The organism is Streptomyces sp. NPDC043812, from assembly GCF_056436245.1.
The window spans coordinates 1-26,642 of record NZ_JBWKCY010000046.1 but is presented as its reverse complement, the minus strand read 5'-3'; the positions used below and the strand labels follow the sequence as shown (position 1 = coordinate 26,642).

At 70.9% G+C, this 26,642-nt stretch carries 20 protein-coding genes; 8 read left to right on the top strand and 12 right to left on the bottom strand.

Features of this window, described 5'->3' with window-relative positions; translation table 11 throughout:
• Window positions 1-91: 91 nt before the first annotated feature.
• The 3 genes from AC067Z_RS36830 to AC067Z_RS36820 all read right to left on the bottom strand — a co-directional run bounded on the left by AC067Z_RS36830 (window position 92) and on the right by AC067Z_RS36820 (window position 3,463).
• Entirely contained in the window at window positions 92-826 is a 735-nt protein-coding gene (locus AC067Z_RS36830) for a class I SAM-dependent methyltransferase (protein ID WP_478794016.1), read from the bottom strand.
• On the bottom strand, window positions 826-2,040 hold the full coding sequence (locus AC067Z_RS36825; RefSeq protein ID WP_478794015.1) for a lycopene cyclase family protein: 1,215 nt from the start codon (window positions 2,038-2,040) through the stop codon (window positions 826-828). Before AC067Z_RS36825 ends, AC067Z_RS36830 begins: the two co-directional genes overlap by 1 nt.
• 160 nt (window positions 2,041-2,200) lie before the next feature.
• Window positions 2,201-3,463 (bottom strand): NAD(P)/FAD-dependent oxidoreductase, encoded by a 1,263-nt coding sequence (locus tag AC067Z_RS36820; protein ID WP_478794014.1) that lies wholly within the window; start codon window positions 3,461-3,463, stop codon window positions 2,201-2,203.
• 485 nt (window positions 3,464-3,948) lie between these two features.
• Here AC067Z_RS36820 and AC067Z_RS36815 point away from each other — a divergent pair, with 485 nt between their 5' ends.
• Window positions 3,949-4,419 carry a hypothetical protein gene (locus tag AC067Z_RS36815; protein ID WP_478794013.1) on the top strand — a complete coding sequence of 157 codons (471 nt, stop codon included), beginning with the start codon at window positions 3,949-3,951 and terminating at the stop codon, window positions 4,417-4,419.
• 123 nt (window positions 4,420-4,542) lie between these two features.
• Here the strand turns inward: AC067Z_RS36815 and AC067Z_RS36810 are convergent, their stop codons facing one another.
• The 8 genes from AC067Z_RS36810 to AC067Z_RS36775 form a co-directional block, all read right to left on the bottom strand.
• Window positions 4,543-5,547: a MerR family transcriptional regulator gene (locus tag AC067Z_RS36810; RefSeq protein WP_478794012.1), complete on the bottom strand. Its 1,005-nt coding sequence runs from the start codon at window positions 5,545-5,547 to the stop codon at window positions 4,543-4,545.
• A 3-nt stretch (window positions 5,548-5,550) separates the two neighbouring features.
• Window positions 5,551-6,222: a HEAT repeat domain-containing protein gene (locus AC067Z_RS36805; protein ID WP_478794011.1), complete on the bottom strand. Its 672-nt coding sequence runs from the start codon at window positions 6,220-6,222 to the stop codon at window positions 5,551-5,553.
• A 377-nt stretch (window positions 6,223-6,599) separates the two neighbouring features.
• Window positions 6,600-9,464, bottom strand: coding sequence for a condensation domain-containing protein (locus AC067Z_RS36800; protein ID WP_478794010.1), 2,865 nt, complete (start codon window positions 9,462-9,464; stop codon window positions 6,600-6,602).
• The gene (locus AC067Z_RS36795) at window positions 9,454-11,268 is read right to left on the bottom strand and encodes an amino acid adenylation domain-containing protein (protein WP_478794009.1); all 1,815 of its coding nucleotides are present in this window, start codon (window positions 11,266-11,268) and stop codon (window positions 9,454-9,456) included. The genes AC067Z_RS36800 and AC067Z_RS36795 overlap by 11 nt, the downstream gene beginning before the upstream one ends.
• A 70-nt stretch (window positions 11,269-11,338) precedes the next feature.
• Window positions 11,339-13,255, bottom strand: coding sequence for a non-ribosomal peptide synthetase (locus AC067Z_RS36790; RefSeq protein ID WP_478794008.1), 1,917 nt, complete (start codon window positions 13,253-13,255; stop codon window positions 11,339-11,341).
• Entirely contained in the window at window positions 13,255-16,455 is a 3,201-nt protein-coding gene (locus AC067Z_RS36785) for a non-ribosomal peptide synthetase (protein WP_478794007.1), read from the bottom strand. Before AC067Z_RS36785 ends, AC067Z_RS36790 begins: the two co-directional genes overlap by 1 nt.
• A 210-nt stretch (window positions 16,456-16,665) precedes the next feature.
• Window positions 16,666-17,994: a non-ribosomal peptide synthetase gene (locus AC067Z_RS36780; RefSeq protein WP_478794006.1), complete on the bottom strand. Its 1,329-nt coding sequence runs from the start codon at window positions 17,992-17,994 to the stop codon at window positions 16,666-16,668.
• A 101-nt stretch (window positions 17,995-18,095) separates the two neighbouring features.
• Complete coding sequence (locus tag AC067Z_RS36775) at window positions 18,096-19,412, bottom strand: MFS transporter (RefSeq protein ID WP_478794005.1); 1,317 nt, start codon at window positions 19,410-19,412, stop codon at window positions 18,096-18,098.
• 994 nt (window positions 19,413-20,406) lie between these two features.
• Here AC067Z_RS36775 and cutA point away from each other — a divergent pair.
• The gene (gene cutA / locus AC067Z_RS36770) at window positions 20,407-20,727 is read left to right on the top strand and encodes a divalent-cation tolerance protein CutA (protein WP_478794004.1); all 321 of its coding nucleotides are present in this window, start codon (window positions 20,407-20,409) and stop codon (window positions 20,725-20,727) included.
• On the opposite strand, the gene AC067Z_RS36765 is transcribed toward cutA, so the two are convergent.
• Entirely contained in the window at window positions 20,728-22,113 is a 1,386-nt protein-coding gene (locus AC067Z_RS36765; protein ID WP_478794003.1) for an XRE family transcriptional regulator, read from the bottom strand.
• A gap of 122 nt (window positions 22,114-22,235) precedes the next feature.
• Between AC067Z_RS36765 and AC067Z_RS36760 the strand changes: the two genes are divergently transcribed.
• The 6 genes from AC067Z_RS36760 to AC067Z_RS36735 all read left to right on the top strand — a co-directional run bounded on the left by AC067Z_RS36760 (window position 22,236) and on the right by AC067Z_RS36735 (window position 26,591).
• Entirely contained in the window at window positions 22,236-22,667 is a 432-nt protein-coding gene (locus AC067Z_RS36760; protein ID WP_478794002.1) for an ATP-binding protein, read from the top strand.
• Window positions 22,667-22,969, top strand: coding sequence for a DUF7848 domain-containing protein (locus tag AC067Z_RS36755; protein ID WP_478794001.1), 303 nt, complete (start codon window positions 22,667-22,669; stop codon window positions 22,967-22,969). Before AC067Z_RS36760 ends, AC067Z_RS36755 begins: the two co-directional genes overlap by 1 nt.
• A 277-nt stretch (window positions 22,970-23,246) precedes the next feature.
• A complete protein-coding gene (locus tag AC067Z_RS36750) occupies window positions 23,247-23,534 on the top strand; it encodes a hypothetical protein (RefSeq protein WP_478794000.1) in 288 nt (95 codons plus the stop codon).
• Between the two features lie 861 nt (window positions 23,535-24,395).
• Window positions 24,396-25,655, top strand: a complete 1,260-nt coding sequence (locus AC067Z_RS36745; RefSeq protein ID WP_478793999.1) for a nucleotide sugar dehydrogenase — start codon at window positions 24,396-24,398, stop codon at window positions 25,653-25,655.
• 310 nt (window positions 25,656-25,965) lie between these two features.
• Complete coding sequence (locus AC067Z_RS36740) at window positions 25,966-26,139, top strand: hypothetical protein (RefSeq protein WP_478793998.1); 174 nt, start codon at window positions 25,966-25,968, stop codon at window positions 26,137-26,139.
• Window positions 26,140-26,177: 38 nt separating this feature from the next.
• Entirely contained in the window at window positions 26,178-26,591 is a 414-nt protein-coding gene (locus tag AC067Z_RS36735) for a glycosyltransferase (protein WP_478793997.1), read from the top strand.
• Window positions 26,592-26,642: the final 51 nt, after the last annotated feature.

Here is a 26,642-nt window from a genome sequence, read left to right as displayed (position 1 = left end):
AACGGAGTACTCCGGGCGGGCAGTCGGCGACGAAGCAGAAACCCTCACGGCGCGAGCCGTGAGAATCCCCCTCCTTCAGGAGGGGGAGAAGTCAAGAGGTGCGGTCCTTCGCGGGGCGGGGGCCCTCCCCGGCCAGGAAGGTGTGGACGATGCCGGTCTGCCAGCCGCCGACCGGCAGGGTGCGGACGTACGGGAAGCCTGCGCGGGTGAGACGGGCCGCGAAGGCGGGAGCGGTGTCGAAGTCGAGGACGCTGCGCCTCAGATGGCGGTACAGCTCACGGTCGCCGGTCAGCGTGCCCGCCGGGACGATGACGCCTCGGCAGACCGCGTTCCACAGTGCCCGGTGGGCGAAGGAACCGCTCAGGCTGTAGTCGTGAACTGCCAGGCGGCCGCCGGGGCTCAGCCGTGTGCGTACGGACCCGAGGACAGCGTCCGGGTCGGTGACATTGCGGAACAGGTAGGCGGCGAAGACGGCGTCGTAGGGGCCGTCTTCGCCGGCTTCGAGCAGTTCCTCGGCGGACCGGTGCAGAAAACGCACGGTCGAGGGCCAGGACTTCGCGAGAGCCCGTTCCAGCATGCCGGGGGATGCGTCGACGGCGGTGATACGCGCGTGGGGGGCGGCCCGCAGCAGGGCCCGGGTCGACGCGCCTGTGCCGCAGCCGAGGTCGAGCACCCGCAGGCCTTCTCCGCCGCGGGGCAGCCGGAGACGCCGCGCCGAGCGGAGCAGATCGGTGCGGTAGCCCGGGTTCACCGCCGTCAGGCGGTCGTAGGTGTGTGAGGCGTGATCGAATGCGCGGGCGAGGTCGCGGTCTCGCAGCAGGGTCATCAGCGTCTCTCTTCGGATCGGGCGTGAGTGCGGCGGGGCAGGAAGGGCAGTTCGGCCGCCGTGCGGAGCATGGGGCCGACAGGGGTGCGCAGGCCGATGCCGAACTCCTCCCACGGGGTGCTGTCGCCGTCGAGGAAGCGCAGCAGCCGCTCCATGGGGACGCGACGGAAGAGGTCGGTGAAGAACCCCGGCCCGTCGATCCGCCCGGTGTCGAGAGCCCGCAGCAGGACGGCGTCCATCGCGAGCGCCCTGCGGCCGTGGGGCCTTGGAACGATCGCACCGCCGCGGTGCAGCGCAGCGGCGATGGCCCGGCTCTGCCGCTGCACGGTGGCGAACGTGTATCCGGTCGCCGGCCGTGTGGCGCCACCGGCGGCCCCGATACGGAAGACGGCCGGCCCGATCCGGCGCGGGAAACGCGCGTCGGTCATGGGGATGATTCCCTGCTCGGCGGACTCGACGGTGAGCGGGCCGAGCCGCAGCACGGTCGTCGTGTAGTGGCGGAGGGCCGATTCGTACGCGGCCGTCGTCAGCGCGGTGCGGGAGAACTCGGTGTACTCGACCAGGGCCCGGTCCGGAGCGAGCGGCAGGACGTATCCGAAGGCGAGCCCGTGGCGCGGCTGCGGCACCCGGAAGTCCATGAGGTCCGCCACCTCGGGGTCGAAACGGGCGGAGGCGGTGCGCACGAACCAGCCACGGAAGTGCTGGAACAGGACCGTACGGGCGGGTGGGGGACTGCGCAGGGGCCGCGAGTCGAAGACGTACCTGCCGCGCACGGTCAGCGCCCGTCCGTCGGGTGTCGTGCAGCGGACCTCGGCTCCGTCCGGCACGGAGCGCACGGCTTCGGCCGTCGCGCGCAGGACGTGTGCCGCCGGGTAGGCCGCCAGGCGCGAGTGGACCAGTCGTTCGAAGGGACCTGAGCGGATCATGCGGTAGCGCAGCGGCACGGGGGCCGCCTCGATGACGTGGCCGTCCACGCCCCGGACACGCAGCCGTGACCAGGAGGCGACAACGGCGTCCTCGAACTCTCCCGGCCTGTCGTCCCAGTGACACCAGGTCCGCTCCGCCGGCCGCAGCGGGCCGTCGGGCGCCTCCACCACCGTCACGGCGGTCGTACCAGTGCTGGCGAGGCACTGGGCCAGGCAGAGCCCGGCCGCGCCACCGCCCACGATCAGGGCGTCGGCCACGCGGTTCTCGTCGAGGTTCCCTCGGCTCACCCGGTCCGCCCTTCCCCGCCGATGACACCGGCGGTACCGGCGGGCCGACACCCGCGCGCCGTTGATGTCCACGTATTGCTCCACCGCGGCGGCGACGGTTGCCGCCGTGGTTTCGGTCCGGGCGCGTCTGCGGATGCAGCTGAGCCCCAGGCCCAGGCGGTCACGCCCGAGGAGGCTGTACGGCCTCGCGGTCGGCCAGTGCCTCCCGTGCGGCCCGGCTGCCCGAGGCCAGCGCCCCCTGCACGGACCCGGTGGCCCGGTGGTCACCGCACACGTACCGGCCGGCGGCGAAGCGGGTCGTGCGGCTCAGTGGCCAGGGCGGCCTCATCGCGGGCAGGGCACCCTCTACGGTGTATGCGGCGATCAGGTCCCAGGCGCTCGTGTCCGTCCCGTACAGCGCGGTCAGCAGGCCGCGTACCGCCGCCTCCCCGCCCGGCGGGTCGCCACCGAGCACGGAGGTCGACACCAGGGCGGTGCCGGGTGGAGCGTAGGTGGGCGTGACTTCGCTGAGTACGCAGGTGTTCAGGACGGCCAGGCTGCTGTCGACGACCAGGGTCGGCTCGGCCAGCGGGGAGGTGGGGGCCGCGTGGTAGTAGGTCGTCACCGTACGGGTGTCGGGCACCTCGAGGCCGGGCAGCAGGCGGCCGGCCGTGGCGGCGTCCGTCGCCACGACGACCGTGGCGCACGGCCGTTCACGCCCGTCGGCCAGGAGCACCTCGGAGTCGGTGACCGCGGCGACGGGTGAGCCGAGTCGTAGCGTGTCATCTGGCAGGCCGGCGGCGAGCTGGGCTGGCACAGCGCCGATGCCCTCGGCGGGGAGGCAGAGCGTGCCGCGCGCCATGCTGCGCCAGACCAGGTGGAGGAAGCGGGCGGAGGTCTCCAGCTCGTCCTCGAGAAACACTCCCGACAGGAACGGCCTCAACAGGTCGTTGATCGTCCGCGCCGACAGCCCGGCCCGCTCGAGAGCAGCCAAGGCGGTCCGGTCGGGCGAGCGCCTGATGCTGCCGGCGGGGAGGAGGACGTCACGCGCCGTGAGACCGGCGAGCGCGGCGAGGTCGCGGGCCGAGAAGACGCGTCCGGGCAGCAGGCTCGCGGCATCCGATGGGCGCCTGGTGGGGTCGGTGATCCGCACCTGGCCCGCGGGCGTCCGGGCGACGAAGCCGGCTGTGAACGGACGCAGGCGCAGGTCCCTCAGATCGAGGCGCCTCTTGACCTGCGGATAGGAGGTGTTGAAGACCTGGAATCCCCGGTCCAGCAGAAAGCCGTTCCTGCGGTCGGTGCGCATCCTGCCCCCGACGCCGTCGGAAGCTTCCAGCAACTCCACGCGCAGCCCCTCCCGACTCAGGTCGAGTGCGCAGGCGATGCCTGCCAGACCGGCACCGACGACGATGGCGTCGGGCAGCGGACGGTGCTGATCGGTCATCAGCCGACTCCTTCACCTTGCGGGCGCCCATGAGCTGACGGGCGGCCAAGCCGATCACGCCCCGGACGCCGATGCCAGGAGCCGCCACGGACATACCTCGTCGTGTGACCCGACCGGGCGGTGTCACCCGGTCAGGAGCGGCTCCAGAGCCGTGAGCGCTCCAGCGAACCCGTGCGGGCGCAGCGTGCGCGGAACCGCCCTGCCCGGCCCACCCCGGGCCGAGCATCAGCCCGACCGGATGCCGGCGCTCCAAGTACGCCCCATTCCATAGCGGCCACGTGCGGGGCGAGCGGCCGGCGATCACAGCCCGAGCAGCTCGCCGTGGCCCGGCGCAGCGATGGGTGGCGATGCCCGCGTGCCCTCAACCTGATCGTCGGTACGCTCTTCCTTCTGAGCGGTCCGAGCGGATGCGCGCACGGCTTCATGTTCGACCGGCCCGCTGACACCCCCCTTGCAGGATCGACCACGCGGGGAGCAGACGACACATGACCACTGAGCACGACGGCCCGGACGGGCAGCACCGACGGCCCGCCGGTGTCACGGACATCACCGTGGAAGCACTCGGGGCTCTCTCGCAGGCGTTGGAGACCACGGAACGGGCTCGCGGCGCGTTGTACGAGTTTCACCAACTGACCGGGACGGCCGATCTCTGCCTGGACGACGCCGTGTGGCTTCTGCGCAAGGCTGGCCACCACGGTCATGCGGACCGCATCGAACGAGAGATCATCGGCCGCAACGTGATCCCTGAGCACTGGACGTTCCAAATCGTCGAGGAGTACAACGCCACTTACTACCGTCCCTTCCAGGAGATCGAAGAATCCGTTCGCAACGAGCTGGCAGACGGGAAGGAGCATCTCTACGAAGCCGAGCTGAAAGAGACCCGCCGGACCCGGAGCCACCCGGACCATCGGGCCGCTGCGTGTTCCCCCGAGTCCGACGAGCCCGAGGCAGGGTGAGAGGCGACTCGCGATGAGCCTCGTGGTGGATGTGATCGACAAATGGGGGTCGGCGCGGCGGGAGGGCTCCGGGACCGCTCCGCTCCGCAGGCCGGGTACGCGGCACCCCCCGGGAGAGAGACGTCACCGTGCCTCGCGTAGCTGAAGAAGGTATGCCGCAGTCAGCGCAACGGCACGGTCCTCGTCATGCGACAGCTCAACGAGGGCACGTGACGCCTTCGTCCCCGGGACGGCGGCCAGCGCCTGAGTCAGCCGTCCGCGTGCAGGCGCTTCAGTGGTGTCGTGGACGAGGCGGTCGACGAGTCGGGTCGCGATCTGATCCGCCATCGCGGTGTCGCTCGCCAGCACGCTCAGTGCATCGGCTGCATCGACGTCGTTCTTCCCTTCCACGATCATGTCGATGAGCGTGGGGACCGCATCGGCCACTCCACGTGTCCCGAGCGCCAGAGCCGCATACCTGCGGACCACGACGTCGGGGTTCTCGAAAGCCTTCCGCAGGTGCGCGGTAGCCTCACCGCCGGGCAACTCGGCGAGGGATTGAACGGCACGTTTCCGCACCGCGGCCACCGGTGAGCCGAGGCCCTCTGCCAGCAGTGCCGCGCCGCCGTCGCCCGAGCGCGCCAGCGCCCAACGAAGGGCTCCGGCGACGTTCGGCTCCGTCTCGCTCAGTGCCGCCTCGACCAGCGCCTCCACCGGCACCGGAACCTCCTCGACCGAGGAAAGGGCCGCGCGCTGGCGCGCGTCGGCGCTCTTCGAGCCCAGTGCCTGGAGGAGCGCAACGACCTGGAGGACGTCCTCCCAGCCGGCGGGGTCCGCGGCATCGATCCGGCGCAGCCTCGTGAGCAGCTCGGTCTCGGCCGCGATGCGTTCGCGTGTCTGACCGATGAGGTCGCCGACGAGCGCCGAGGGCGCAAAGCCGGGATCGTCGAGCGCGCGCCCGATCTGACGCAGCGACAGCCCCAGCGACCGCAGGCTCTCGATATGGAAGATCCGCCGAATGTCCTCCCCGGAGTACTCCCGATAACCGGAACCCGTACGACCGGAAGGCCGTACCAGGCCGAGCGACTCGTAATGCCGGAGCATGCGGGCACTGACCCCGGACCGTCGCGCCACCTCACCGATCAACACGTCCTATGGTCCCTCCTGGCCGGACCCGCCGAGGGCCACGACGCGCTTCGCCTCCTCGATCGCGAACTCGAATCCGGCGTCCGGGTCGCGCAGCAGCCGTTGTGTGGCGAGCGCATGCGCGCGCACATGCGGATCGGGGACCGTCGTCGCAGCACGCAGAGCCGGCACACCTACTTCACCCAGCGCGACCAGTGCCCGGCTGAGACTCAGCTGCGTCTCCCGCTCACCGCGCCCGAGCTGCGTCACCAGCACCGCGGCCAATGCGGACTCCTCGCCTTCCGGCACGAGCACGACCGCGGCCCGCCAGGCGCTCCGCGCCACTTCGTCGTCGGCGTCGGACAACAGCGTCCGTGTGATCGCCGGCCACGCCTGCCGGTCCCCGATCTTGGACAGTGTGTGCAGCGCCTGGCTCCGTGCCTGCGTCCGCTCCGAGCGGAGTTCGCGGACCAGCTCGGGGAGCGTGATGGACACCGGGTGGCGGGTGAGCGCCCAGGTCAGCATGTCGCGGACGAAGAACTCGGGCTCGATCGCGCATCGCTCGATGAGCTTGTCGACGAAGCGCGGGTCAGGCGCCGTGCCGACCGCCAGAGCAGCCCGCAGTCGCACGGACGAACGGCCGTCCTCCAACCTCTGGAGCGCCCGTATCGCATCCGTGTCCTGTCTCGTGACGGTCATCGAGACCACCTCCTGGCAAGCAGTGAAGGCCCTGTCACCGTGTCAAGGTCAAACAGGTTCCGCTGCGCGATCACCCATCATGGGGGATGACTTCGGTGAGAATCGTCGGTCACTGGGCGACTTTTCGTTCGTCAGAACAGCGGCGCCCCAGAGGAAAGCAGCCCCTGACAGCCGACCAGGCCACCGAATTTGCCGGGCTCCTGGACATACCCGCAGAACCCCGGCCGGGCTGCTTCGATCGGCGGCGCGACGAAGCGCGCACCCGGGAGGTGGCGTGGGCGGCGGGCAGCCGCGCCGCGCCGTATCCGGCCCGGTCCCTGGGCGGAGTTACGCGGGGCGCTCTCGACGGGGGCGACGGCGGTCGCCCCCGTCCCGGCTCACCGCCCGGTGCGTTCGACCATCGCGGCGAGCACGGACTGCCAGTCCTCACCCGGCCGTTCGACCAGCACGGTGGCCAACCGGTCCGCCTGGTAGTGCCAGCGGTGGTCGAGGTCCGGATGTACGCGGTCGACGAGGCGGATCTCGCCGGCACCCCCGAGCAGCCTGCCCAGCTCGGCTGCCAGGTCGGCCCATGCGACGTGACCGCTCACGGCGTTGGCGGTGCCGTGGACCGGGGTGTCGAGACAGGCGGCCACCGCGCGGGCCAGCGCGGCCGCGTGGACCCAGGGCGCGCCGTACCAGTCGTGTCCCTCGGTGCCGGGCCGGGGAACCTGGACCGGCACCGAGGCGAGTGCCGCCTGGTAGAGCATTCCGGTGGCGCCCCAGCGCAGCTGGTCACGAAGGCGGTCGTGCGCTCCCCACACGATGGGCGAGCGGACCACGCTCGCGCCACCGCGGCCCTCGGTGCCCGCGGCCCGCAACAGCAGCTGTTCGCAGTCGAGTTTCGCCTGCCCGTACGGGCTCAGCGGTTGCTCCGAGGCCGCATCCTCGACCACCCGCCGGTCCGCGGGCCGCCCGTACGCGTCCACGCTGCTGACGAAGACGAACGGTCCGCGGCTCCAGGCCGCGACCATCGCCTCCATCGCCGCGACATCCACCTCGGGGCGGGTGAACGTGCAGGCGGCGTGGATCACCGCGTCCGCGCTCTCGACGGCGGCGCGCAGGCCGTCCAGGTCGCTGAGATCGCCCTCGACGACATCGACACCGTCGCCGGCCACCAGGTGCGCCGACTCGGGCCGGGCCAGGGCGAGCACAGGCCGCCCCTGGGCGGCCAGTTCACGCAGGACGAAGGCGCCGACACCGCCGGTGCCACCCGTCACCAGCACCGTGCCCTCGCGCACCCGCCGCCTGCCGGCCCTCGGCACGGCGGTGGCGACGACGGCCGCCCGCTCCCTCTCCCGCTCGTCGAGCAGCGCGGCCAGCGCCCGCGGCGTCCGGCACTGCATCACATCGAGCCCGGTCAGCGGCAGTGTGAGCCCGGTACGCAGCCGTTCGGCCAGTTGCACGGCGATCAGCGAGTGCCCGCCGAGGACGAAGAAGTCGTCGTCCGGCGCGGGTACCCGGCCCAGCAGCTCTGCGAACGCCGCCGTCACCGCGTGCGCACGAGGTCCGTGCAGGGCGGGCGCCGCGGTCGCGCCGGGCAGCCGTGCCGTGTCGAGCGAGCCGTCGGCGGTCCGCGGCATCGCGTCCAGCAGCGTCACCGCGGCAGGAACGCACTCCCGGGGCAGTGCGGCCCGCAGATGGGAGCGCAACTGCGCCGGGGAGGGGCCACCCGTCTCCCGCAGCACCGCATAGGCGATCAGCGGACCGGCGGCCGGAACGGGTACGGCGGCGTCGGCGATCCGGGGATCGGCCCGCAGCCGCGCCTCGGCCGGATGGCTGTCGTCGGCCGCGATCGCAGGCAGGCCACCGCCGAGCCGCGAGAGCGTCAGGCCCGGATCGGCGGCGACCGCGGACAGCAGGGCGCCGAAGTCGTCCGCCAGCCGGTCTCCCGCAACGGAGTCCAGGGCCGACCGACCGTACTGGACCAGGCACGCCGGAGCGTCGGACTCCACGAGCCCGAACGACAGGTCGAACTTGGCCTCGCCGAGCTCGATGTCCACCGGCTCGGCGACCGTCCCCGGCAGCCGGAGTGCGGTGGGCTCGCGCAGGACGTCGGCGGAGACCCGGACCAAGGCCGAACCGTCGGCGCTCCGCGCGCCGGCGCCGAGTCGCTCCAGGATCAGGTCGAACGGCACGTCCCGGAGCTGCTGGGCCTCGAGCAGTGCGTCCCGCACCCGCTCGACGAGAGTCCCGAAGTCCGGGTCGCCGGACAGATCGACCCGTATCGGAAGGGTATTGACGCACAGTCCGACGAGGTCCCGCATGGCCGCGCCCTCACGGTGGGTACCGGCGCAGCCGATGACCAGGTCCTCCTCGCCGGTCAGCCGGTGCAGCGCCGCGAAGGAGGCGGCCAGGGACACGGTGAACAGCGTCGCCCGGTGCTGTCGGCCGAGCTCGCGCAGGGCCGGCAGGACCTGGGGGTCCAACGCGGTTCTCCGGGCGACGGCGGCCCGCTCGGCGGGGGAGTGCGGTGTGTGCGCGGGCCGGGGCAGCCGCACGGGACTTGCTCCCGCGAGGCGGCGCACCCAGTGGTCGAGCCCCGCGTCGAGACGTTCCGCCTCCGCGTGCTCCCGGCGTGCGAAGTCCGCGTACTGCGGCGGCTCGGGCCGCGTGTGCGGTCGTTGGTCCACGGCCGCGGCGTACAGCTGGGACAGCTCGTCGGCGACGGTCTCCAGCGAACCGCCGTCGATGGCGATGTGGTGGAAGGTCAGCAGCACCGTGTGGTCCTGCGGACCGTGCCGCACCACCATGGCGCGCGGCAGCGGACCGGCGGACAGGTCGAACGGACGGCGTGCCTCCTCGGTGAGGGCCCGCATGCCGTCGTCGTCGCACTCCACCACGACGACATCCATCGCCTCGGGCGCGGCAAGCACCTCCTGGTACGCCTCGTCGCCGCGCTGCCCGTAGCGGGTACGCAGGATGTGGTGACGGCGGACGAGCCCGGTGAGCGCCACGCCCAGCGCGTCGACGTCGAGCGGTCCGCGCAGCCGCGTGGCGAACGGCACGCTGTACAGCGAACCGCCCTGTCCGAGGCGGTCCATCAGCCACATACGGCGCTGGGCGTGCGAGAGCGGCGCGGGAGACGGCTCATTGGCCGTGGAGGGCGCGGGAGCGGCCGGGCGGCTGCCGGCGCGGGCACGTGCCCGGCGCAGCAGCTCCTCCTGGAGCGCGGGGGAACTCGGAGTCAGGTCAGTGGCCATGGGTGTCGTCCTCGGACGCGTCGGGGCGGAGGTCGCTGTGTTCGGCCAGCAGCGCGCGTTCCACCAGCGCTGCGTGTCCGGCCACGGTGGGGGTGGCGAAGAAGTCGGGCAGGGACAGCTTCACCCCGAGTTCCTCGCGCAGATCGTCGGTGACGACCAGGGCGAGGAGGGAGTGGCCGCCGAGGGCGAGGAAGTCGGCGTCCGGCCGGCTCACCTCGCAGCCCAGACTGCGGCTCCACACCTCGGCGACCGCTTGCTGCAAGGGGGTCAACGGCTCGATCGTGCCTTCGGCGGCCGGGGCGCTGTGCAGTGCGGTGAGGGCGCGGCGGTCCACTTTGCCGGAGACGGTCAGCGGCAGCCGCTCCACGAAGGTCAGTTCGTCGGGGACCAGATGGGCTGGCAGCCTCTCCGCGAGCCGGGTCCTGAGCATCTCGGCACCGGGCACCGGGCCGGGCGCCGCGACGACGAAGGCGGCCAGGCGAGCGTCGTCCTCGGTCGGCCGGCGTACGGTCACCGCCGCGTCGTCCACCTCCGGCTGCTCACGCAGGATGTGCTCGATCTCGCCGGGCTCGATACGGAATCCGCGGACCTTTACCTGGTCGTCGGCGCGGCCGTGGAAGTCCAGCAGCCCGTCCGGACGGGCCGAGACCACATCGCCGGTCCGGTAGAGGCGGCCCAGGGACACGTGGTCCACGAACCGCTCCGCCGTCAGCTCCGGGCGCCTCGCGTAGCCGCTCGCAAGCCGGCTTCCGCCGATCCACAGTTCGCCGTGCTCGCCGGCCGCGACCGGCTGCGCGTCGGCGTCCAGGATGTAGGTGACGGCGCCCGCGATCGGGCGGCCGATGGGCACCGGGCCGTCGCAGTCCGCGTCCGTCACACGGTGAGCGGTGGCGAACGTCGTGGTCTCGGTGGGTCCGTAGCCGTTGACCAACTCCAGCCAGGGGAAGGCGCGCAGCACCGCCCGGGCGTGCTGGGCGGCCATCGCCTCGCCGCCCACCACCACCGTGCGGAGCAGCGAGAACACGCGCGAACGCCGCGCCGCCAACTGGTGGAACAGTGCGGTGGTGAAGAACGCCACCGTCACGCCGTGCCGTTCCACCTGCTGCGCCAGATCCTCGAAGGAGGGCCGCTCGGCGGTGCACACCACGACGGCCGCACCGTTGGCCAGCGCCGACCACACCTCGAACGTCGAGGCGTCGAAGGTGGCCGGTGAGTGGAACAGCACCCGGTCGCGTGCCGTGACCGTCACATACCGCGGCGCGGTGACCAGCCCCGCGATGCCGCCATGGGTGACGGTGACGCCCTTGGGCAGGCCGGTCGACCCGGAGGTGAACAGGACGAGCGCCGCCGAGTCCGGGGCATGACCGGCCGGGGCCGACTCCTCGCCCGTCGGCAACGGTTCGTCGGGCAGGGCCAGGGTGGGACCAGCCGAGTTGATCGCTTCGAGAAGCTTGCTGTCGCCCACGGTCAGGGTCACCCCGGCGTCTGCGAGCATCGCGTCGGTGCGCGGACGCGGGTGGGCCGGATCGAGCGGCACGCAGGCCGCACCCGCCCACCACAGGGCGAGTTGGGCGACGACGGTACGGGCCGAGCGCGGCACGAGCAGTCCCACGCGGTCGCCCGGACTGACGTCGTGCGCCTGCAGATGGGCGGCCAGACAGCGGGCCGAGGTGACCAACTGCGCATACGTCAGCGTCGTGTCGCCGTCCATCACGGCCAGGGCGTGCGGCGTCTCCTCGGCGTGCCGCGCCACGAGCGCGGGCAGACCTGCGGCAGAAGCGGCGGATACGGATTCGACGGACACGGGCTGTTCCTCCGTGGAGTCTTGGGTGTCGGGGCCGTGAGGACGGGCGTGGGTGAGGACGGTCGACATCTCAGGCCACCGCCGTCGTGGCGGCGCGGCGCTTGTCCAGCACGGCGGCGACAGATCGCAGGTCCGGCTGACGCAGCAGTTCCGGTGCGCGCAGGCGAACGCCGGTCTCCTTCTCGAGGGCGGCCAGCAGACGGGACGCGACGAGCGATGTGCCGCCGGCCGCGGCGAAGTCGTCGCCGAGTCCGGCCCCGGGGGAGTCCAGCAGATCGCGCACCAGCCGCAGGACGAGCCGCTCGCTGTCCGTCGCGCCGTCGTCCGAACCGTCGCTGCCCGGGATGTCGGCCGGGGCGGAGGAGGGCGCGGCGGCCGCCCGCAGCAGCGCGGCCCGGTCCACCTTGCCGTTGGCGTCGAGGGGGAAGGCGTCCACGACGCGCACGGCCGAGGGCACGGCCTGCTCGGGCAGCCAGGCCCGCACCGCGCTCAGCAGCGTGTCCGGGGCCGGGGCTGCGTCCGTGGGAACGACGAAGGCGACCAGGCGGGCGTCCCCGTCGGCGGACCGGGGCGTGGTGACGACCGCGCTGCGTACCTCCGGGTTCTGCTCGAGCGCGGCCTCCACCTCGGCCGGCTCGATACGCACGCCGCTGATCTTCACCTGGTCGTCGAGACGGCCCAGGAACTCCAGGGTCCCGTCGTCGAGCATGCGCACCCGGTCCCCGGTGCGGTACACCCGCTGCGTGCGCTCCGGGTCGATTCCCGGCGGCGGGGCGGTGAACCGACGGGCCGTCAGCTCGGGGTCCAGATAGCCGAGTGCGAGGCAACTGCCACCGACGCACAGTTCTCCCGCCTCACCGCGAGGGGCGATGCGGCCGTCGGCGTCCGTGACGAGGACCGTGGCGCCCGGGATCGGGGTGCCGATCGACGGCGGGGTCTCGTCCCGCACACCGTCGTCGTCGGGGCGCATGCTGTGAGTGGTGGTGACCACGGTGGCTTCGGCAGGGCCGTACGCGTTGTGCACGGTCGCCGTCACGTCCACGCCCGGGCGCCGGCGCATCCGGTCACCGCCGACGATGAGATGGCGCAGGGGCAGGTCCTGCGGCCAGGGCCGGTTCAGCACCGGTTCGGCCATCGGCGTGGCCGCGACGGACACCGTCACGGCGGCGTCGCGCCACCACGAGGTGAGTTCGGCTGGATCCCAGCGGACCGCGTCCGGCGCGGGCACCAGGGCCGCGCCGGACGTCAGACCGGCCCACAGCTCCATGACGTGCGGATCGAACGCGGCGCCGATCAGCAGCGACTGACGGTCCCCGGGGGCCAGTTCCGTCTCGGCGCGGTACCAGTCCAGCAGGGCGGACAGGGCGGGCTCGGCGACGGCGACCGCCTTCGGCCGCCCGGTCGAGCCGGAGGTCAGCACGGCGTAGAAGGACTCCGGCGGCGCGGGGCGCGCGCCCGCGGCGGGCGGGGCGAACGCGGCGACCGTGGCCGGCGCGGCGTTCGTTCCCTCTCCCGGCAGCGGGAGAGTGATCCGCTCGGCAGCCTGGTGGTGCGCCGGCAGCACAGCGGGGTCGCCGATCAGGCAGGCCACCTCGACGTCCTCGGTGACCGCCTGGATCCGGCGCTCCCCGGGACGCGGTCCCAGCGGCAGGTAGACGGCACCCATCCGCGCCAGAGCGATCGCCGCGACGACCAGGCCGGCCGAGCGGTCGAGGCAGACGCCGACCAGGTCTCCGGGGCGCACGCGCCCGTTCAGCGCGCGAACGGTCTCGTCGGCCGCCGCGTCGAGTTCCCCGTAGCTCCAGGTGCGCGTCCCGTCCACCACCGCGGGTGCCTGGGGACTGCGACGTACCCACTCCTCGTAGCGGCAGAACACGCCGCTCGTGCCGGACGCCGGCAGGGGGCGTCCGTGCATGACGCTCGGTGCCGCCGCAGCGGAGTTCGTCAGCGGGAAGGCCGCGGGCGTGTCACTCGGCATGTCGGTCATCAGGACTCCTTCGGTGCGGTCGCGGCGGCAGGTGCGGGAACGGCCGTCGTGGCGAGCGGCCCGAGGGCGCGGGCCTGGTCGGCGAGTACGGGGTTCTGGAAGAGCAGGCGCATGGGCGGCCGGGTGCCGAGCCGCGGCTCCAGCCAGGCCGCGAGCTGCGCGGCGAGCAGTGAATGACCACCGGCCCGGAAGAAGTGGGAGGACTCGGAGAAACGGCTGTGGCCCAGTACCTCGCGCCAGCCGTCCGCGAGCAGCGCGAGCGTCGGATCGGTGAACTCCGCCGGGCTCGTCACCGGTTCCGCGCTCTCCTCGGCCGGCGCGGCCTGCTCCAACTCCGATGCCAGACGCGTCAGTTCCGTACGGTTCGGCTTGCCGCCCGCGAGAGTCGGCATCGCATCCAGTCGTGCCCAGCGGCTGGGGACGAGCGCGGCGGGCAGACGCCGGCCCAGTTCGACATGCAGGGCCTGCTCGTCCCACGGTTCCCGCGGGTCGGCGCCCACCACGAAGCCGACCAGCCGCGGTCCGCCGGCGGCCGGCCGGTCCAGGACGACGGCGCAGGAGCGGCCGCCGAGTACGGCCGAGGCGGCGGCTTCCACCTCCTCCAGCTCGATGCGGTAGCCGCGCAGCTTGATCTGGTGGTCGCGTCGGCCGAGGAAGTGCAGCAGCCCGTCGCGGTCCCGGTAGCCGAGGTCGCCGGTGAGGTACACCCGCTCGCCGCCCAGCGCGTCGACGCGGACGAACCGGGCAGCGGTGGCATCCGGGTTGCCGACATAGCCTTCGGCCAGACCGGCGCCGGCGATGGCCAGTTCACCGACCGCACCGGCCGGCAGGGGCCGCAGTGCCGAGTCCAGGACATGGATCCGCTCGCCGGGCAGCTCGGAGCCCAGCGGGACCTCCGCGCCGTTCACCAGCCGGTCGCGGGTGATCTCGTGCACGGTCGAGCTGATCGCGGCCTCGGTCACTCCGTAGACGTTGAGCACGGTGGCGTCGGTGTCGGCGAGGAATCCGTCCAGCGCGTCCGCCGGGATGCGCTCGCCGCCGAGGACCAGCAGTCGCGGCGCCCAGCGGCGGTCGCGCAGCACGGGCCGCAACTCCTCCCGAACGGCGAGGAAGTAGCTCGTCGGCAGGTTCGCGACGGTGACGCGCGCGGTGGCCAGCATTTCGGCGAGCTCCGCACCCGTGGGCACCTCACGGTCCGGGACGACGAGGCAGGCGCCCGCATGCAGCGAGGGCAGCACCTCCTCCAGCGCGACGTCGAACGACGGCTGGGCGAACAGCAACGCCCGGTCCCCGACCGCCAGGCCGAACCGCCGGGCGGCGCCCGTCAGATGGTTCTCCAGGGCGGCCCGGCCCACCGCGACGGGCTTGGGTATGCCGGTCGAGCCGGAGGTGTGGATGATGTACGCCGCACCGGGCACTACCTCGGCCGGGCGCGCGGCGGGGAAGGAGTCCGCGTCGACGTCCGCCGTCGCAATGTGGGCGGGCAGCGTCACTCCCGCGTCGGCGGCGGTGAGGACCAGCGCGGGGCCCAGCCGGTCGAGCAACAGCTCCAGCCGGGACGCGGGGTCGGACGGCGAGAGCGGGCAGTACACGGCTCCGGTCCGCAGACATGCCAGGAGCACCACGACGGACGCGGCACCGCGCGGCAGGACGGCGGCGACCGGCTGTCCGGCGGCCACACCGGCGGCGCGCATCCGCCGGGCGAGGGAGGCGACCTGCTCGTCGAGGTCGCCGTAGGTGAGCCTGCGCGCACCGATCAGCAGGGCGGGCAGCGAGGGGTCGTGGGCGGCGGCCGGGTCCAGCCGGTCCGCGCGGTTCGCTGTTCCGTCCGCCGCAGCAACTGCCGCCGGTTCGGCGGATGTTGCGGGCGGCGCGAGGTCGGCGAGGACGGTCGCGGGCGCGTCGAGGTAGGCGCGCAGCAGGGCCAGGAAGCGTTCGGCGAGCAGCTTGGCGACGTCCTCGCCGAACAGATCCGCGTCGTAGTCCCAGACCAGGGTCATACCGGGCGCGCCGTGCCGGGGCCCGACGCCGCGCCGGTCGTCGGGGAGCAGCACCACGTCGAGGTCGAAGCGGGTGGTGCCGGTGTTGAACCCTTCGAACAGGGTGATGTCCAGACCCGGTACGTCGATCTCGGGCAGGGAGGCGTCATGGGCGCTGAACATCACGCTGAACAGCGGATTGTCGGCGCCCGACGTGTGCAGCCCCAGCGCGCGGGTCAGCTCCTGGACGGGCACGTCCTGATGCGGCAGGGCACGGATCAGGGTGTCGGTCACCTCGTCCATGGTGTCCTCGGCCGGAGCGTGCGGGTCCAGGCGGAGCCGCAGCGGGATCGTGTTGACGAACATGCCCACGGCGTCCTCGAATCCGCGCGGGCGGTTGCCCACGGCGGTGCCGACGACCATCTGGGAGCGGCCGCTGTGGCGGCGCAGAAGTTCCGCGAAGAGACCGAGCAGGGTGGAGAACGGGGTCAGACCGCGCTCGCGGGCGTGACTGCGCAGCCGCTGGGCGAGGTCGGCGCCGATCGACTGCCTCAGCTGCCCGCCGTGATGCCTGCGCTGCGCGCCGGGACGGGCCAGGCCCGGCAACGGCATGTCGTAGGAGGCGTCGCGCAGTTCCTCGGCCCAGTACGCGAGGCTCTGCTGCCGCTCTGCGGTGAGGGCGTCGTCGGTCCGGGCGCGCACATGGTCCGCGTAGGACGTTGCGGGAGGCAGAACGACGGGCTCACCGAGGACGTGGGCGCGATAGACCGTGAACACGTCGGCCAGCAGGATCGCGAACGAATGCCCGTCGTGGATCAGGTGGTGCTCGACGTGGATGAGCCGGTGCTGGTCGTCGGCGAGCCGGACCAGCGTCCAGCGCAGCAGCGGAGCCTCGTAGGTGTCCAGCGGGGTCTCGGCCTCGGTGCGCAACAGTGCGTGGAACGCGGCCTCGGGATCTGTTTCGCCGGTCAGATCCACGGTGTGCAGACGAGGAGCACAGGCGTCGGCCACCTGCTGGGCGGGCATCGCCCCGGGCACGGCCACGAGTTCCAGGCGGAGTCCGGGGTGACGCTCGAGGGCCGCGGCGAGTCCGTGGCGAAGAGCTTCGGTGTCCAGTGCCCCCCACAGGTCGAGTGAGGCGGTGAAGTTGTAGGCGCGGCTGCCGGAGTGCACTTGTTCGTGCAGCCAGACGATCTCCTGCGAGGAGGAGAGGGGAAGCATGGGCGATCCCTGAGGTTGTCGGGTCGGGTGATACGGATGCGGGCCGGGAACGGTTGCGTTCCCCACCCGGAGTTCGCCGGCCGATCCGCGGATCGCGCGGTGCGGCCGTGCTGTGCTGTGGTCTCGTGGGTCTGCGGTCGCTGCGCGGCGGTGGTGCGCCGTGCGTGCGCCGGCGGCAGGTACGGCGGTCGTCCGCGGCGGCGAGGTCGTTCAGCCGGCGGCGTCCGCCGATGCCGGTGCGGGCAGGGCCCGGCAGAAGGCGGCGAATCCGTCCTCGGCCGCTTCGTCGTCCACCACCGAGCGGTCCCACACCATGCGGATCTGCAGCTCCGGCCCCTGGGTGAGGGACACGGCGAACGGCGCGCGCACCGGGCGTCCGTCGACGTGGACCTCGCTGCCCGGCACTCCGCCGAGGCTCAGCGGAGGACGCCGCCGGGCGTCGTCCACGGTCAGCAGGCCGTCGAGCCGACCGGACCACCGGGACCCGGCCGACCGGGCGGCGTGCACCACCTCGTCGAACGGGGTGTCCGCCCGGTCCAGGTCGTCCCACCACGCGGTGGCCGTCTCCTCCGAGCCACCGGGAGCGTCGCTCCCGGGGCGTTGAGGCGCGTCGTGCGTACAGGCGGGGAAGACGACGGTGTTGAGGAAGCAGCCCAGCACCTGCGCGGCGGCTGCCGGGCGCCCGCCCCACGGATAACCGACCGGCGACACATGGCCGGGCCCGTACAGGACGCGGGCCGTCGCTCGGCAGGCGTCGAGCAGCGTGGGGAACGGTACGTCGCCGACGGGAGCGCTCAGCCGCAACTCGGCGGTGCCGGTGGGCAGCACGCCGGGTGCGGCATCCCGTGGCCGGGGGAGCGGTGCGCGTTCGTGGACCGCGCGCAGCCGGTCGCCCCAGTACGCCAGTGCGGCCGCTGAGCCCCCGCGCTGCTCGGCGTCGAGCTGAAGCAGGACCGCTTCGCGGTACGCCGCCAGTTCCGCGTCGATGTCGGCGGGCGCGAGGTCCGCCGGTCCCAGCCCGTCGCGGTAGGCGCCGCCCAGTTCGTCGACGACGCGCGCCAACGACTGGCCGTCGCAGGCGATGTGGTCGAGGACGATGCCGAGGACCTCCTCGTCGGCCTGCTCGTCATCGGTCAGGTACAGCCGCATCGGCGATCCCTGCGAACTCCAGACGGTCACCGCCCGGCGCAGGGCATCGGCGGCGCTCTCGCCCGGGGCGAGTCGTACGCGCTCCACGGGCACGTCCGGCGTCGCGGGACGCAGTGCGGGGGTGCCCCGGATCACCTCGGGGCGGGCACGCAGCACCGGGTGGCGGGCCGCCAGATGGTTCGCCGCCGCCCGCAGCCGCACCGGGTCCACGGTGCCGCGGGGGAAGGCGAAGAACATCGGGACGGTGTCCGGTCGTCCGGCGGGGTCCATCGCCCGGACCAGGACGAAGCGCCGCTGCGCCCCGGTGACGGGCAGCAGTCCGGCCCCCGTGTCGGCGTCGGCGATGCGTCGGAACCGGGCCAGGTACTGGCCGGTGATGCTGGTGTGCACGTGATCCTCTCTGGCGTGGACGCGCGTAACCCACCCGATGACGCTCGGGCGGGGCGGCGGCGAGCAGGGCTGGGCGGGACGAGCCGGGAACGGGGTGTGCGTCAGGCGACGGTGACGGATTCGGCACCGCTGCCGTGGTCGTGGCTGCCCGGGTCGTCCGGGTCGTCGGGAGGGGCGGGCAGGTCGCGCATCCCGCGCAAGCGGGAGCAGAGCAGCGGAATCGGTACGAGGAGGAATCCGAGGGCGCAGACCCACAGCGCAGCACGCGCGCCGAGCGTGCCCGCGACGGCACCGCCCACCACGGCGCCGAGGGGGAGGGTGCCCCACACGAGAAAGCGCAGCGTGGCATTCATCCGGCCGAGCAACCTGGGCGGGCAGAGCGTCTGCCGGAAGCTGACCTGGGCCACGTTGTAGACGACCGCGCCGAAGGACACGACACCAGATCCGACGGCGAACAGGACAGCGGCGGCGCCGTGGCCGGACAGCGGCCACAGCAGCGCGAACGGGCCGGTGGCCAGTGCGGAGAGCCAGATGATGCGGGCCTGGCCTAGGCGGGCGGCGAGGGTGCCGGCACTCAGCGCGCCGGCGAGTCCGCCCGCGGCGGACGCGGAGAGCATCAGCCCGACGGAGGCCGGCTCGAGGCCGACCACCCTCACCAGGAAGACGGTCTGCGTGGCCATCAGCATCGCGGTGAAGAAGTTGCCGAGACCGGTGGTCGCGGCGATGACCCGCAGCAGAGGGTGGCCGAGGACGAAACGCAGGCCCTCCCCGATGTCCGAGCGCAGGGAGGCCCCCGGCACGGGCTCGGGCCGGGGCTCGGGCGGCCGCTTCATGGCCATGAGGAACAGTGCGGACACGGCGTAACCGATCGCGTCGGCCACGATCGCCAGGTGCGCGCCCACCACCTGGACGAGTCCGCCGCCGAGCCCCGGGCCCGCGACCTGGGCCGACGAGCGGACGGTCTCCAGCGCGCCGTTGCCCGCCATCAGCCGCTCCTTGGGGAGCAGTTCGGGCAGATAGCTCTGGTGGGCGACGTCGAAGAACACGGTCGCCGCTCCGGTGACCAGAGCGACGACGTACAGCTGAACCATCGTCAGGACGTCGGCCACGGCTGCCAGCGGCACACTGGCCATGGCAACGGCGCGCACCACATCGGCGCGGATCATCAGCGGAAGCTTGCGCATCCGGTCGACCCAGGCGCCCGCGGGCAGCCCGATCAGCAGAAACGCGGCGGTCTCGGCCGCGGTCAGCAGACCTACCTCGAACGCCGGCGCCTTCAGCACGAGGACGGCCACCAAGGGCAGTGCGACCAGGGTGACTTGGGCGCCGACCTGTCCGGCGGCCGCGCCGGCGAGCAGGAGGCGGAAGTCGCGCATACGCAGCAGACCGCTGGGAGCGACACGGGGTGAGGGGGGCATGCGTCAGACCTTCACCGCCAGGCCGATCAGCAGTCAAAACGGAAACGTCACTTTCGGTCGTTTCTCTGCCACTATCTGCACCGGAACGGCAAATTCTTCATCAGATGAGGGCCACAGCCGGATGAATGCATCACATGAGGGTGCCTGTGCGGGAGGATCGATGCCCGGAACGTATGGCAGATCCCGGGTGGATCCAGCCCATGGCACGACGAATCGCACCTCTGACCGAAAATAGTCGTCTGCTCACCCTCGGTATTCGAGATGTGGATGACAGGCGCTATAGGCGTGAAGGTCCTGCCGGGGTGCCCGGCGAAAGCGTCCCCGCCGGCTCATCGCCAGGACCCGCACCCCTCGTCAAGGCGTCCCGTGCGGGTGCCCACTCCCGGCACGGGAGATGCCCACGTGTCGCGCGACCGGAGCTACGCCGGACACGGCAGGAGTTCCGCGTTCGTGCGCTCCCACGCCTCCGTCAGCTCGACGGCGAGCTGCCCGAGCCGTCAGTGCCCCGCCACCGCGTATTTCGCTGGTCAACTTCGCCGGCATCGTCCACCAGTCCGCGCCCCGCCGACAACACGTTCTGCCTCACCGGTGGCGGCCGCAGCGTCACCACCGCCCTCGAACAGGGCTTGCACCGCCCTCAGGAGGCCTGGGCCGTGGTGGCGGTGTGAAGTGCGTGGTCTGGTTCGCGGAGGACCTGGAAGGCAGGCCCAGTTCGGCAGGCACGTGAGCCCGGCCGGTGTCGGGTGCTCACCGTTCAAGCACCACGAAGAGGCATGTCGCCCGACACCAACGTCCCGGGACAGCGGTACCGGCGGCTGCAACAGCGCCTCGCCCGGTCGAAGCGCGGCAGTGCCGACCGGGCGAAGCGATTGACGCGATCAGCCAGTCAAGCCTTCTTCGTAGCCTTGTAGTTGGCAGTCTGGCGAGCGAGGCCCGACCAGCGCACATCGCGCGCCCTGGTTCGCTGGTCGCGGTCCGCCCTAGGCTCTGGCTCATGACTGAGTGCGTGCAGGTGTACACAGCGACGGAGAGCCGTGAGGCAGCGGTGGCACTGGCCAAGGGGGCGACGGAGGCACGCCTGGCTGCGGGTGCGCAGGTGGTCGGCCCTGTGACGTCGCTGTTCTGGCACCTCGGCGAGTTCGGCGAGGGCGAGGAGTGGCAGGTGATCTTCAAAACGACGGCGGCTCGGTATCCCGCTCTGGAAAAGCACTTGCTGGAGCATCACCCGTGGGACAACCCCGAGATCAATGCGGTGCCCATCGTGGCGGGCTCTGAGGCCGGCCTGGACTGGATCGCCCGCAGCACCGCTGAGTGATCACATGGCTGTGCGGTCCAGCAGCTCGGCGACGGGCGCGATTGTCCGGTGCGGCTGAAGCCTGAGCAGGAACTCATTCGCGCGCTGCTGGGGTCGGACGGATCCGATTCCTGTTGAGAGATCCATGGCCTTGGCAATCGCTGCTGCTGATTGCTCGATCTCCCCGGCGTCAAGGTAGGCGTGTGCCAGCCAGGTGAGGTACAGCGACTTGTCACGGGCATGCGCATCATTGAAGTCGGCAAGGGCCGCTTCGAGGGCGGGAACAGCCCGCAGCGGACGGTGGAGCTCCGTCCAGCAGCGCCCCTTCATGATCTGGAGTTCGCGGGTGTCCACCCACGACGACCAGTCGGGCCCCGGACGGTCACTGCCATGCCGCGACAGCGCCTCCTCGGCCTGACCAAGAGCCTGCTCGGTCTCTTTCGCCTGGCCTGCTTTGGCATGAGCCCAAGCACGACGCTCGAAGAGAAGGGCCCGGACAGTCGCGGGAGCGTCCTCACTGGCCGTTTCACAGGATGCGGCTGCGGTCGCCACGCCAGAGGCGCCGATGCTGACCTGCTGGTAGGCGAGGAAAGCGAGGGAGTTGCCTGCGAGCGCTGCATCTCCCGCCTCGGTCGCTGCCTGAAATGCCTTCTCGTAGAGGGCGGACGCCTCGGCCTGGCGCCCAGCGTCGAACGCTGCCCAACCTGCCTGCTGCGCCTGCTCACCCACGAGACTCAGCAGTTGTCGGCCCGTGGCCTCGGTGTACGAGGCGTTGCGCAGCAAGCTGAGCGTGCTGCCGAGTTCGGAACGGTAGATCTGCCGGGTGTCGGCTCCGCCGAGTACGTCATCGAGGCTACGGAGACGAGCTGTACGCCGCTGAAGGTGCTCCACTTGGCGATGCCCGATGCGTCGCCGGGCGGCCGAGCTTCCCGGCGTCACGGCCGCAGCGGTTGCGATGCCAATGGAAACTGCGAGGAACCTCCTGCGCTGCACTTCGTCTCCTTCGAGGTCGACGGTTCCCAGATCATCGAAGTCGGGAACATCCGCAATTCCTGGAGCGACAGTCGAGAGGGGAGAGACCAGTTCCGGGCGGCTTGGTGACCTGGGCGTTGACGCCTGCTCCCATGGGCGCGGAGCCATCCCGATCATGTGGCCGGGGATGCCCAGAGCATCTGCGATGTACGCGATCTTCTCGTAGGTGGTGATCGCGCCTTCGCCTCGCGCCAGCTTCCCCACCCGCTCCGGCTTGATGTCGCAAGCGTCGGCGATTCTCAGGAAGCTGATCCCGCCCCACTGCCGGGTGAGCCTGAAGACCTGTCCGAAGTCGTGCTGCCTCAGCGCAGCCTGCACGTCGGCCCGGTCAAGAATGTGGGCCGGTAACGCCGTGGGTGAGAGGTCTCCTGACACACGCTTCCTCGAATCTGCCTGGGCACAAGGAATATCAGCGATTCTCGTCGCGGAGTTTACCCATCATGGGTACCCCTATCGCCAGGAATCGAGCGGGCGTTGAGTCGCTCATCCTCTGAGACATGCAGGAGCGACAGGATCCGCTGAACCGGCCGGAGACGGTGTGCCGATGGGCTCGCAATCCGCGGTGCGTCGGCCTGGCCCGTGTCGAGCTGCGCAAGACGCTCGCCGCCTGGCGCCTGGCAACGATTGAGGACACGGCCTTGGTCGTGCTCTCCGAACTGGTCACGAACGCCGTCCGGCATGCTCACGTTTCGCCGGGACGTGAGATCGAGACCCGCTTTCAGCTGACCGGCAGAGATCTCCTCATCGAAGTGCATGACGCCTCCGATGTGTGGCCTCACAAGCGAGCCGTTTCCAGTGATTCGGAGTGCGGCCGGGGACTTGCCCTGGTCGGAGTGCTCGCGGATCAGTGGGGCGTGAGCGAGCGCGGTGGAGTCGGAAAGTACATATGGGCACTGATGTCGGTGCCGCCTCGGGACGGAGACAGCTGATGGACGGTACTCAGAAGCCTGTTGACGCCGACCGGCCGGAGAGCCAATCCGCGAGATCTGGCATCGTGATGCGGGTCGCCGACTGGATGTTGAGCACGGACAAGCAAGGCAGCGGACCGGTCTACGAGGCCGAGTGCACGACATGCGGCGAATCCTCCGACGCTGCGGAAGGTAAGGACGAGCCCGAGCTCTGGTGCTTGCGGCACGCGGGCGCTCTCGGGCACACCGGATTTCGCGGAATCACCACCGCCTTCTTCCGCGCCGCTCTGGTCGACGCGCGAAACGGTGGTGCGGACTTATGAGGCAGCGATTATGCGCCCTGGGAATCGTCGTCTTCTGGATCGCGGTCTACGTTCCGTTGGCGGTGATCAGTGATCCCTGCTCGTGAATTTGGCGTCCGGCCGTCACCGGCCTGATGCAGGCCGGACCGCCCCTTTGGCCTGGAAGCATTCGGGGGCGGTCCGGTTGGGGCGCAGATGCAACCCCGGTGCCGATGGTGCCGGGGCATCGTCGTGTCCATGATCGACGATCCTTGTCATGGTCGGAGTTGAGCCAGCGACGGGGGAGGGAATGCAGCGGATGCACGACCCAGAGGACGAGGGTTTCGAGAGCGAGCCGTTCGAACCTGACGACGTGGTGTGGGTGCGCGGGGTCGACTACGTGGCGGGCTGGCGTGATGCGACGGAAGCCGGCCGGGAGTTGGCGAATGCCTTGGAGAGTGCGGGGTTCGACACGACGGGGCTCGAATGGCGGGCCCGGACGAATGCGGACGGGGCCGGGACGGTGCGTTTGGTGCTGTCGGCGTCAGCGGCGCATGACGTTGCGGCGCTGGTGCGGGCGGTCGTTCGGCTGGGCAAGGCAAGCTGAGCCAGCGATGATCCCCCCAAAGGTCCATGGAATATCGGCGGCTGTGGCAACGGGTGCGTCGTGTCCCACGCGCTGCTTGCCAAGTCTGTTGGTGGCTGGCTGGGGCACGCACAAGGGCCGTGCACCTGCGTTCATGGACGGCTCGACTGCGCGCCGCAGCGGGTTCGGAGCCTCGCCCCGGTCAGGGACGCGCGTAAACCTCGGGTAACCGGCGCGTAGGCCTGAACGGTGGTACGGGGGGCGCACGCAGAGGCGCGTGCTCGTTCGCGAGTGCATCGCCCTCAATGTCGCGATCCAGAAACAGGCCTTCCGCTTGGCGGTAAATCCTTGAAGTCTTGACCAAGCAAGAAAACGGGCAGAGTTGTGAAGATCCGTTCGAGTGTGTCGGGGCGTCAGTGACTGGCAAGCTGAAGGCGATCGACCATCGCCAAGGCGCCCCGGTCGCACGACCGAGGCCGGTTCACGATGCTGTGATGTGCCTCGAGAAACGTGACTTGACGATGCGAAACTTCGGCGTCTGGCGGCCTCGGAGGCGATTCGCAGGTATCGAATCGGTAAAGAGGACTCCGCTTAGTCGGGCTTCGTTGAACTCTTAAGGTCCACAAGTGAGGGGGATTTGTGAAGGTCATCGGCCGTGGTTCGTACAGGTTCAGGCGGGGGGCCTGGAGGGGCCGGTGACGCGGTGACGGTTCGACGTAGGCGTTTGCTGCAACCGACAGGGTTCAGCTCGTCGATCCCACCGCTTCATGCAGTACCCGACGCCCGCGACTGCCTGCTTCAGGAACAGTCAGTTCGCACTACAGGGGCGCCGTTTCCCAGTTCGCGCATGTCCGCGGACTGGCTGAAGGGGAGGAAACCACCATGCACATTTGCGTGCTCGGGCAGGGCTACGTCGGCCTGCCCCTGGCATTGAGGGCCGCCGAGGCCGGACACACCGTGACAGGCTACGAACCTGACCGCGGGCGCTGCGAGAGGCTGGCCGCCGGATCCTCCTACATCGAGGACATCGACTCCACCCGCCTGCAGCAGGTACTGCGTTCGGGCGCCTACACCGCCAGCTCGGATCCGAATGACCTCAAGGGCTTCGACGTGGCGGTCATTACCGTGCCGACCCCGTTGACCGACCGTGCCCCGGACCTCAGCTGCGTACGAGAGGCCGGCAGCGTGCTGGCCGCGTGGCTGGAACCGGGAGCCACCGTGGTGCTTGAGTCGACTACACATCCAGGAACCACCCGCGACGTGCTCATCCCCCTGTTGGAGGAGGGCTCGGGCTTAGTCGCCGGGCAGGACTTCCATGTCGGTTTCAGCCCCGAGCGCATCGATCCCGGCAACGCGAATTGGCGGCTGGAGAACACGCCCAAGATCGTTGCCGGGCTCACGGATGCCAGCCTGCACCAGGTCAAGGCCTTCTACGACTCGGTCACCGAAGTGACCGTCCCGGCCTCGGGTCTCGAAGAGGCCGAGCTGGCCAAGGTGTTCGAGAACACCTACCGGCACGTCAACATCGCGCTGGTCAATGAACTCTCCCGGATGGCTCACACGCTTGGCGTGGACGTGTGGCACACCCTGGAGTTGGCTGCAACCAAGCCCTTCGGGTTCACCAAGTTCCTCCCCGGACCGGGCGTCGGCGGACACTGCCTGCCCATCGACCCTGTCTACCTCAGCCACCACGTCAAGGCACGGCACGGGCAGACCTTCCGGCTCATTGAGCTGGCTCAAGACATCAACGAAAGTCAGCCCGACTACGTTGTGCGCCGACTGCAGGACTCGCTCAGCCGCCGCTTCCGCCGCAGCGTGCACGGTGCTCGCATCCTCGCCCTGGGTGCCGCTTACAAGCCGGGCACGGCGGACGCCCGTCAGTCGCCGGCCATCCAGGTCATCGACCGGCTGCGCACCATGGGCGCGGACGTCACTGTCGTAGACCCCTACCTTTCGGACGACGGCTCCAGAGAGATTCCCTTCTCCGCCGCGGAGAACGGCATGAGCGTCGCCGACTTTGATGCAGTTGTCCTGCTCACCCCACACGGCGAGTTCGATCTCACCCAGCTCGCCGCCGAGGCCGCCTACGTGCTTGACACCCGTGGCGTCATGGCGACCGCCCCGCACGTCGAGCGGCTCTAGAGCACAGAAGAGGCGACAGCCGTAGCTGGGCGGTGGCGTGGGCGGTGGCATGCCGTCGAGACTTCCCGGCCAGCAAGCTACGGGCGTCGCCGGGGATCAGATGGTGGTTGTGGACGCCCGGACCCCCACGCGGATGACGGGGATGAGGGAGTGAGATTCCATCCCGGTCGAGAACGGGGCTGGTGACGCCCCACGACACATTCGATGTCACGAAGGTCGCCGACGAGGCGGCCCATGTGCTGGAAACAACGCGGTGCCATGCCGACCCGCGCAACGTCGGGTGTCTTCGACGCTCGGGAAAGAGGCGAACATGTACGGACAGAATGGTGTGGGTGCCGCGATCGGTACGGCCACCGGGGGAGCAGCGCTGGCAGCCACGGGCGGCACGGCTCTGGGATGGATCGTGCTGGGGGCCATGCTCCTGGTGATCAGTGGCGTGGCAGCCTTCCGCCTGGCGACCCGCGGCAAGCGGGTGACCGCTTGAGCACTTCATCACGGGCCAGATTCACCGTGGTGACTGTCGTGGTGGTGGCGGCTCTGGCCGCTGCCACCGTGGTGGTGCACCTCCAGTCGAAGAGCCCGATCCTGACGTTCTACTGGTGGCTGGGCATGATGGTGATCGTGCTCTGCCTGGGCTCGTTCTTGAAGGGCCGATCCTTCATGCACCTGCCTGCGGCTCCTGGCCGGACGGTGGCCATCATTCCCGCTTTCGAGGAGCCCACGGAGAACCTGCACCGCACGGTGTGGTCGCTGCTGGCCCAGACGCATCCGATCGACGAGATCCATGTGATCGACGACGGCTCAAAGCAATACCCCGTGGAACCCTTCGAGCACCCCCGGGTCTTCTGGCACCGGCAGGAGAACAAGGGCAAGCGTGGGGCCCAGGTCACGGTGAACCGTTCCGGGTTCGGTAGAGACTTCAGATTGTGGTTGTGACCTGGGGTTTCGGGGTTGCGCGGTAGTAGCTGGTCTCGTATTCGACGGGTG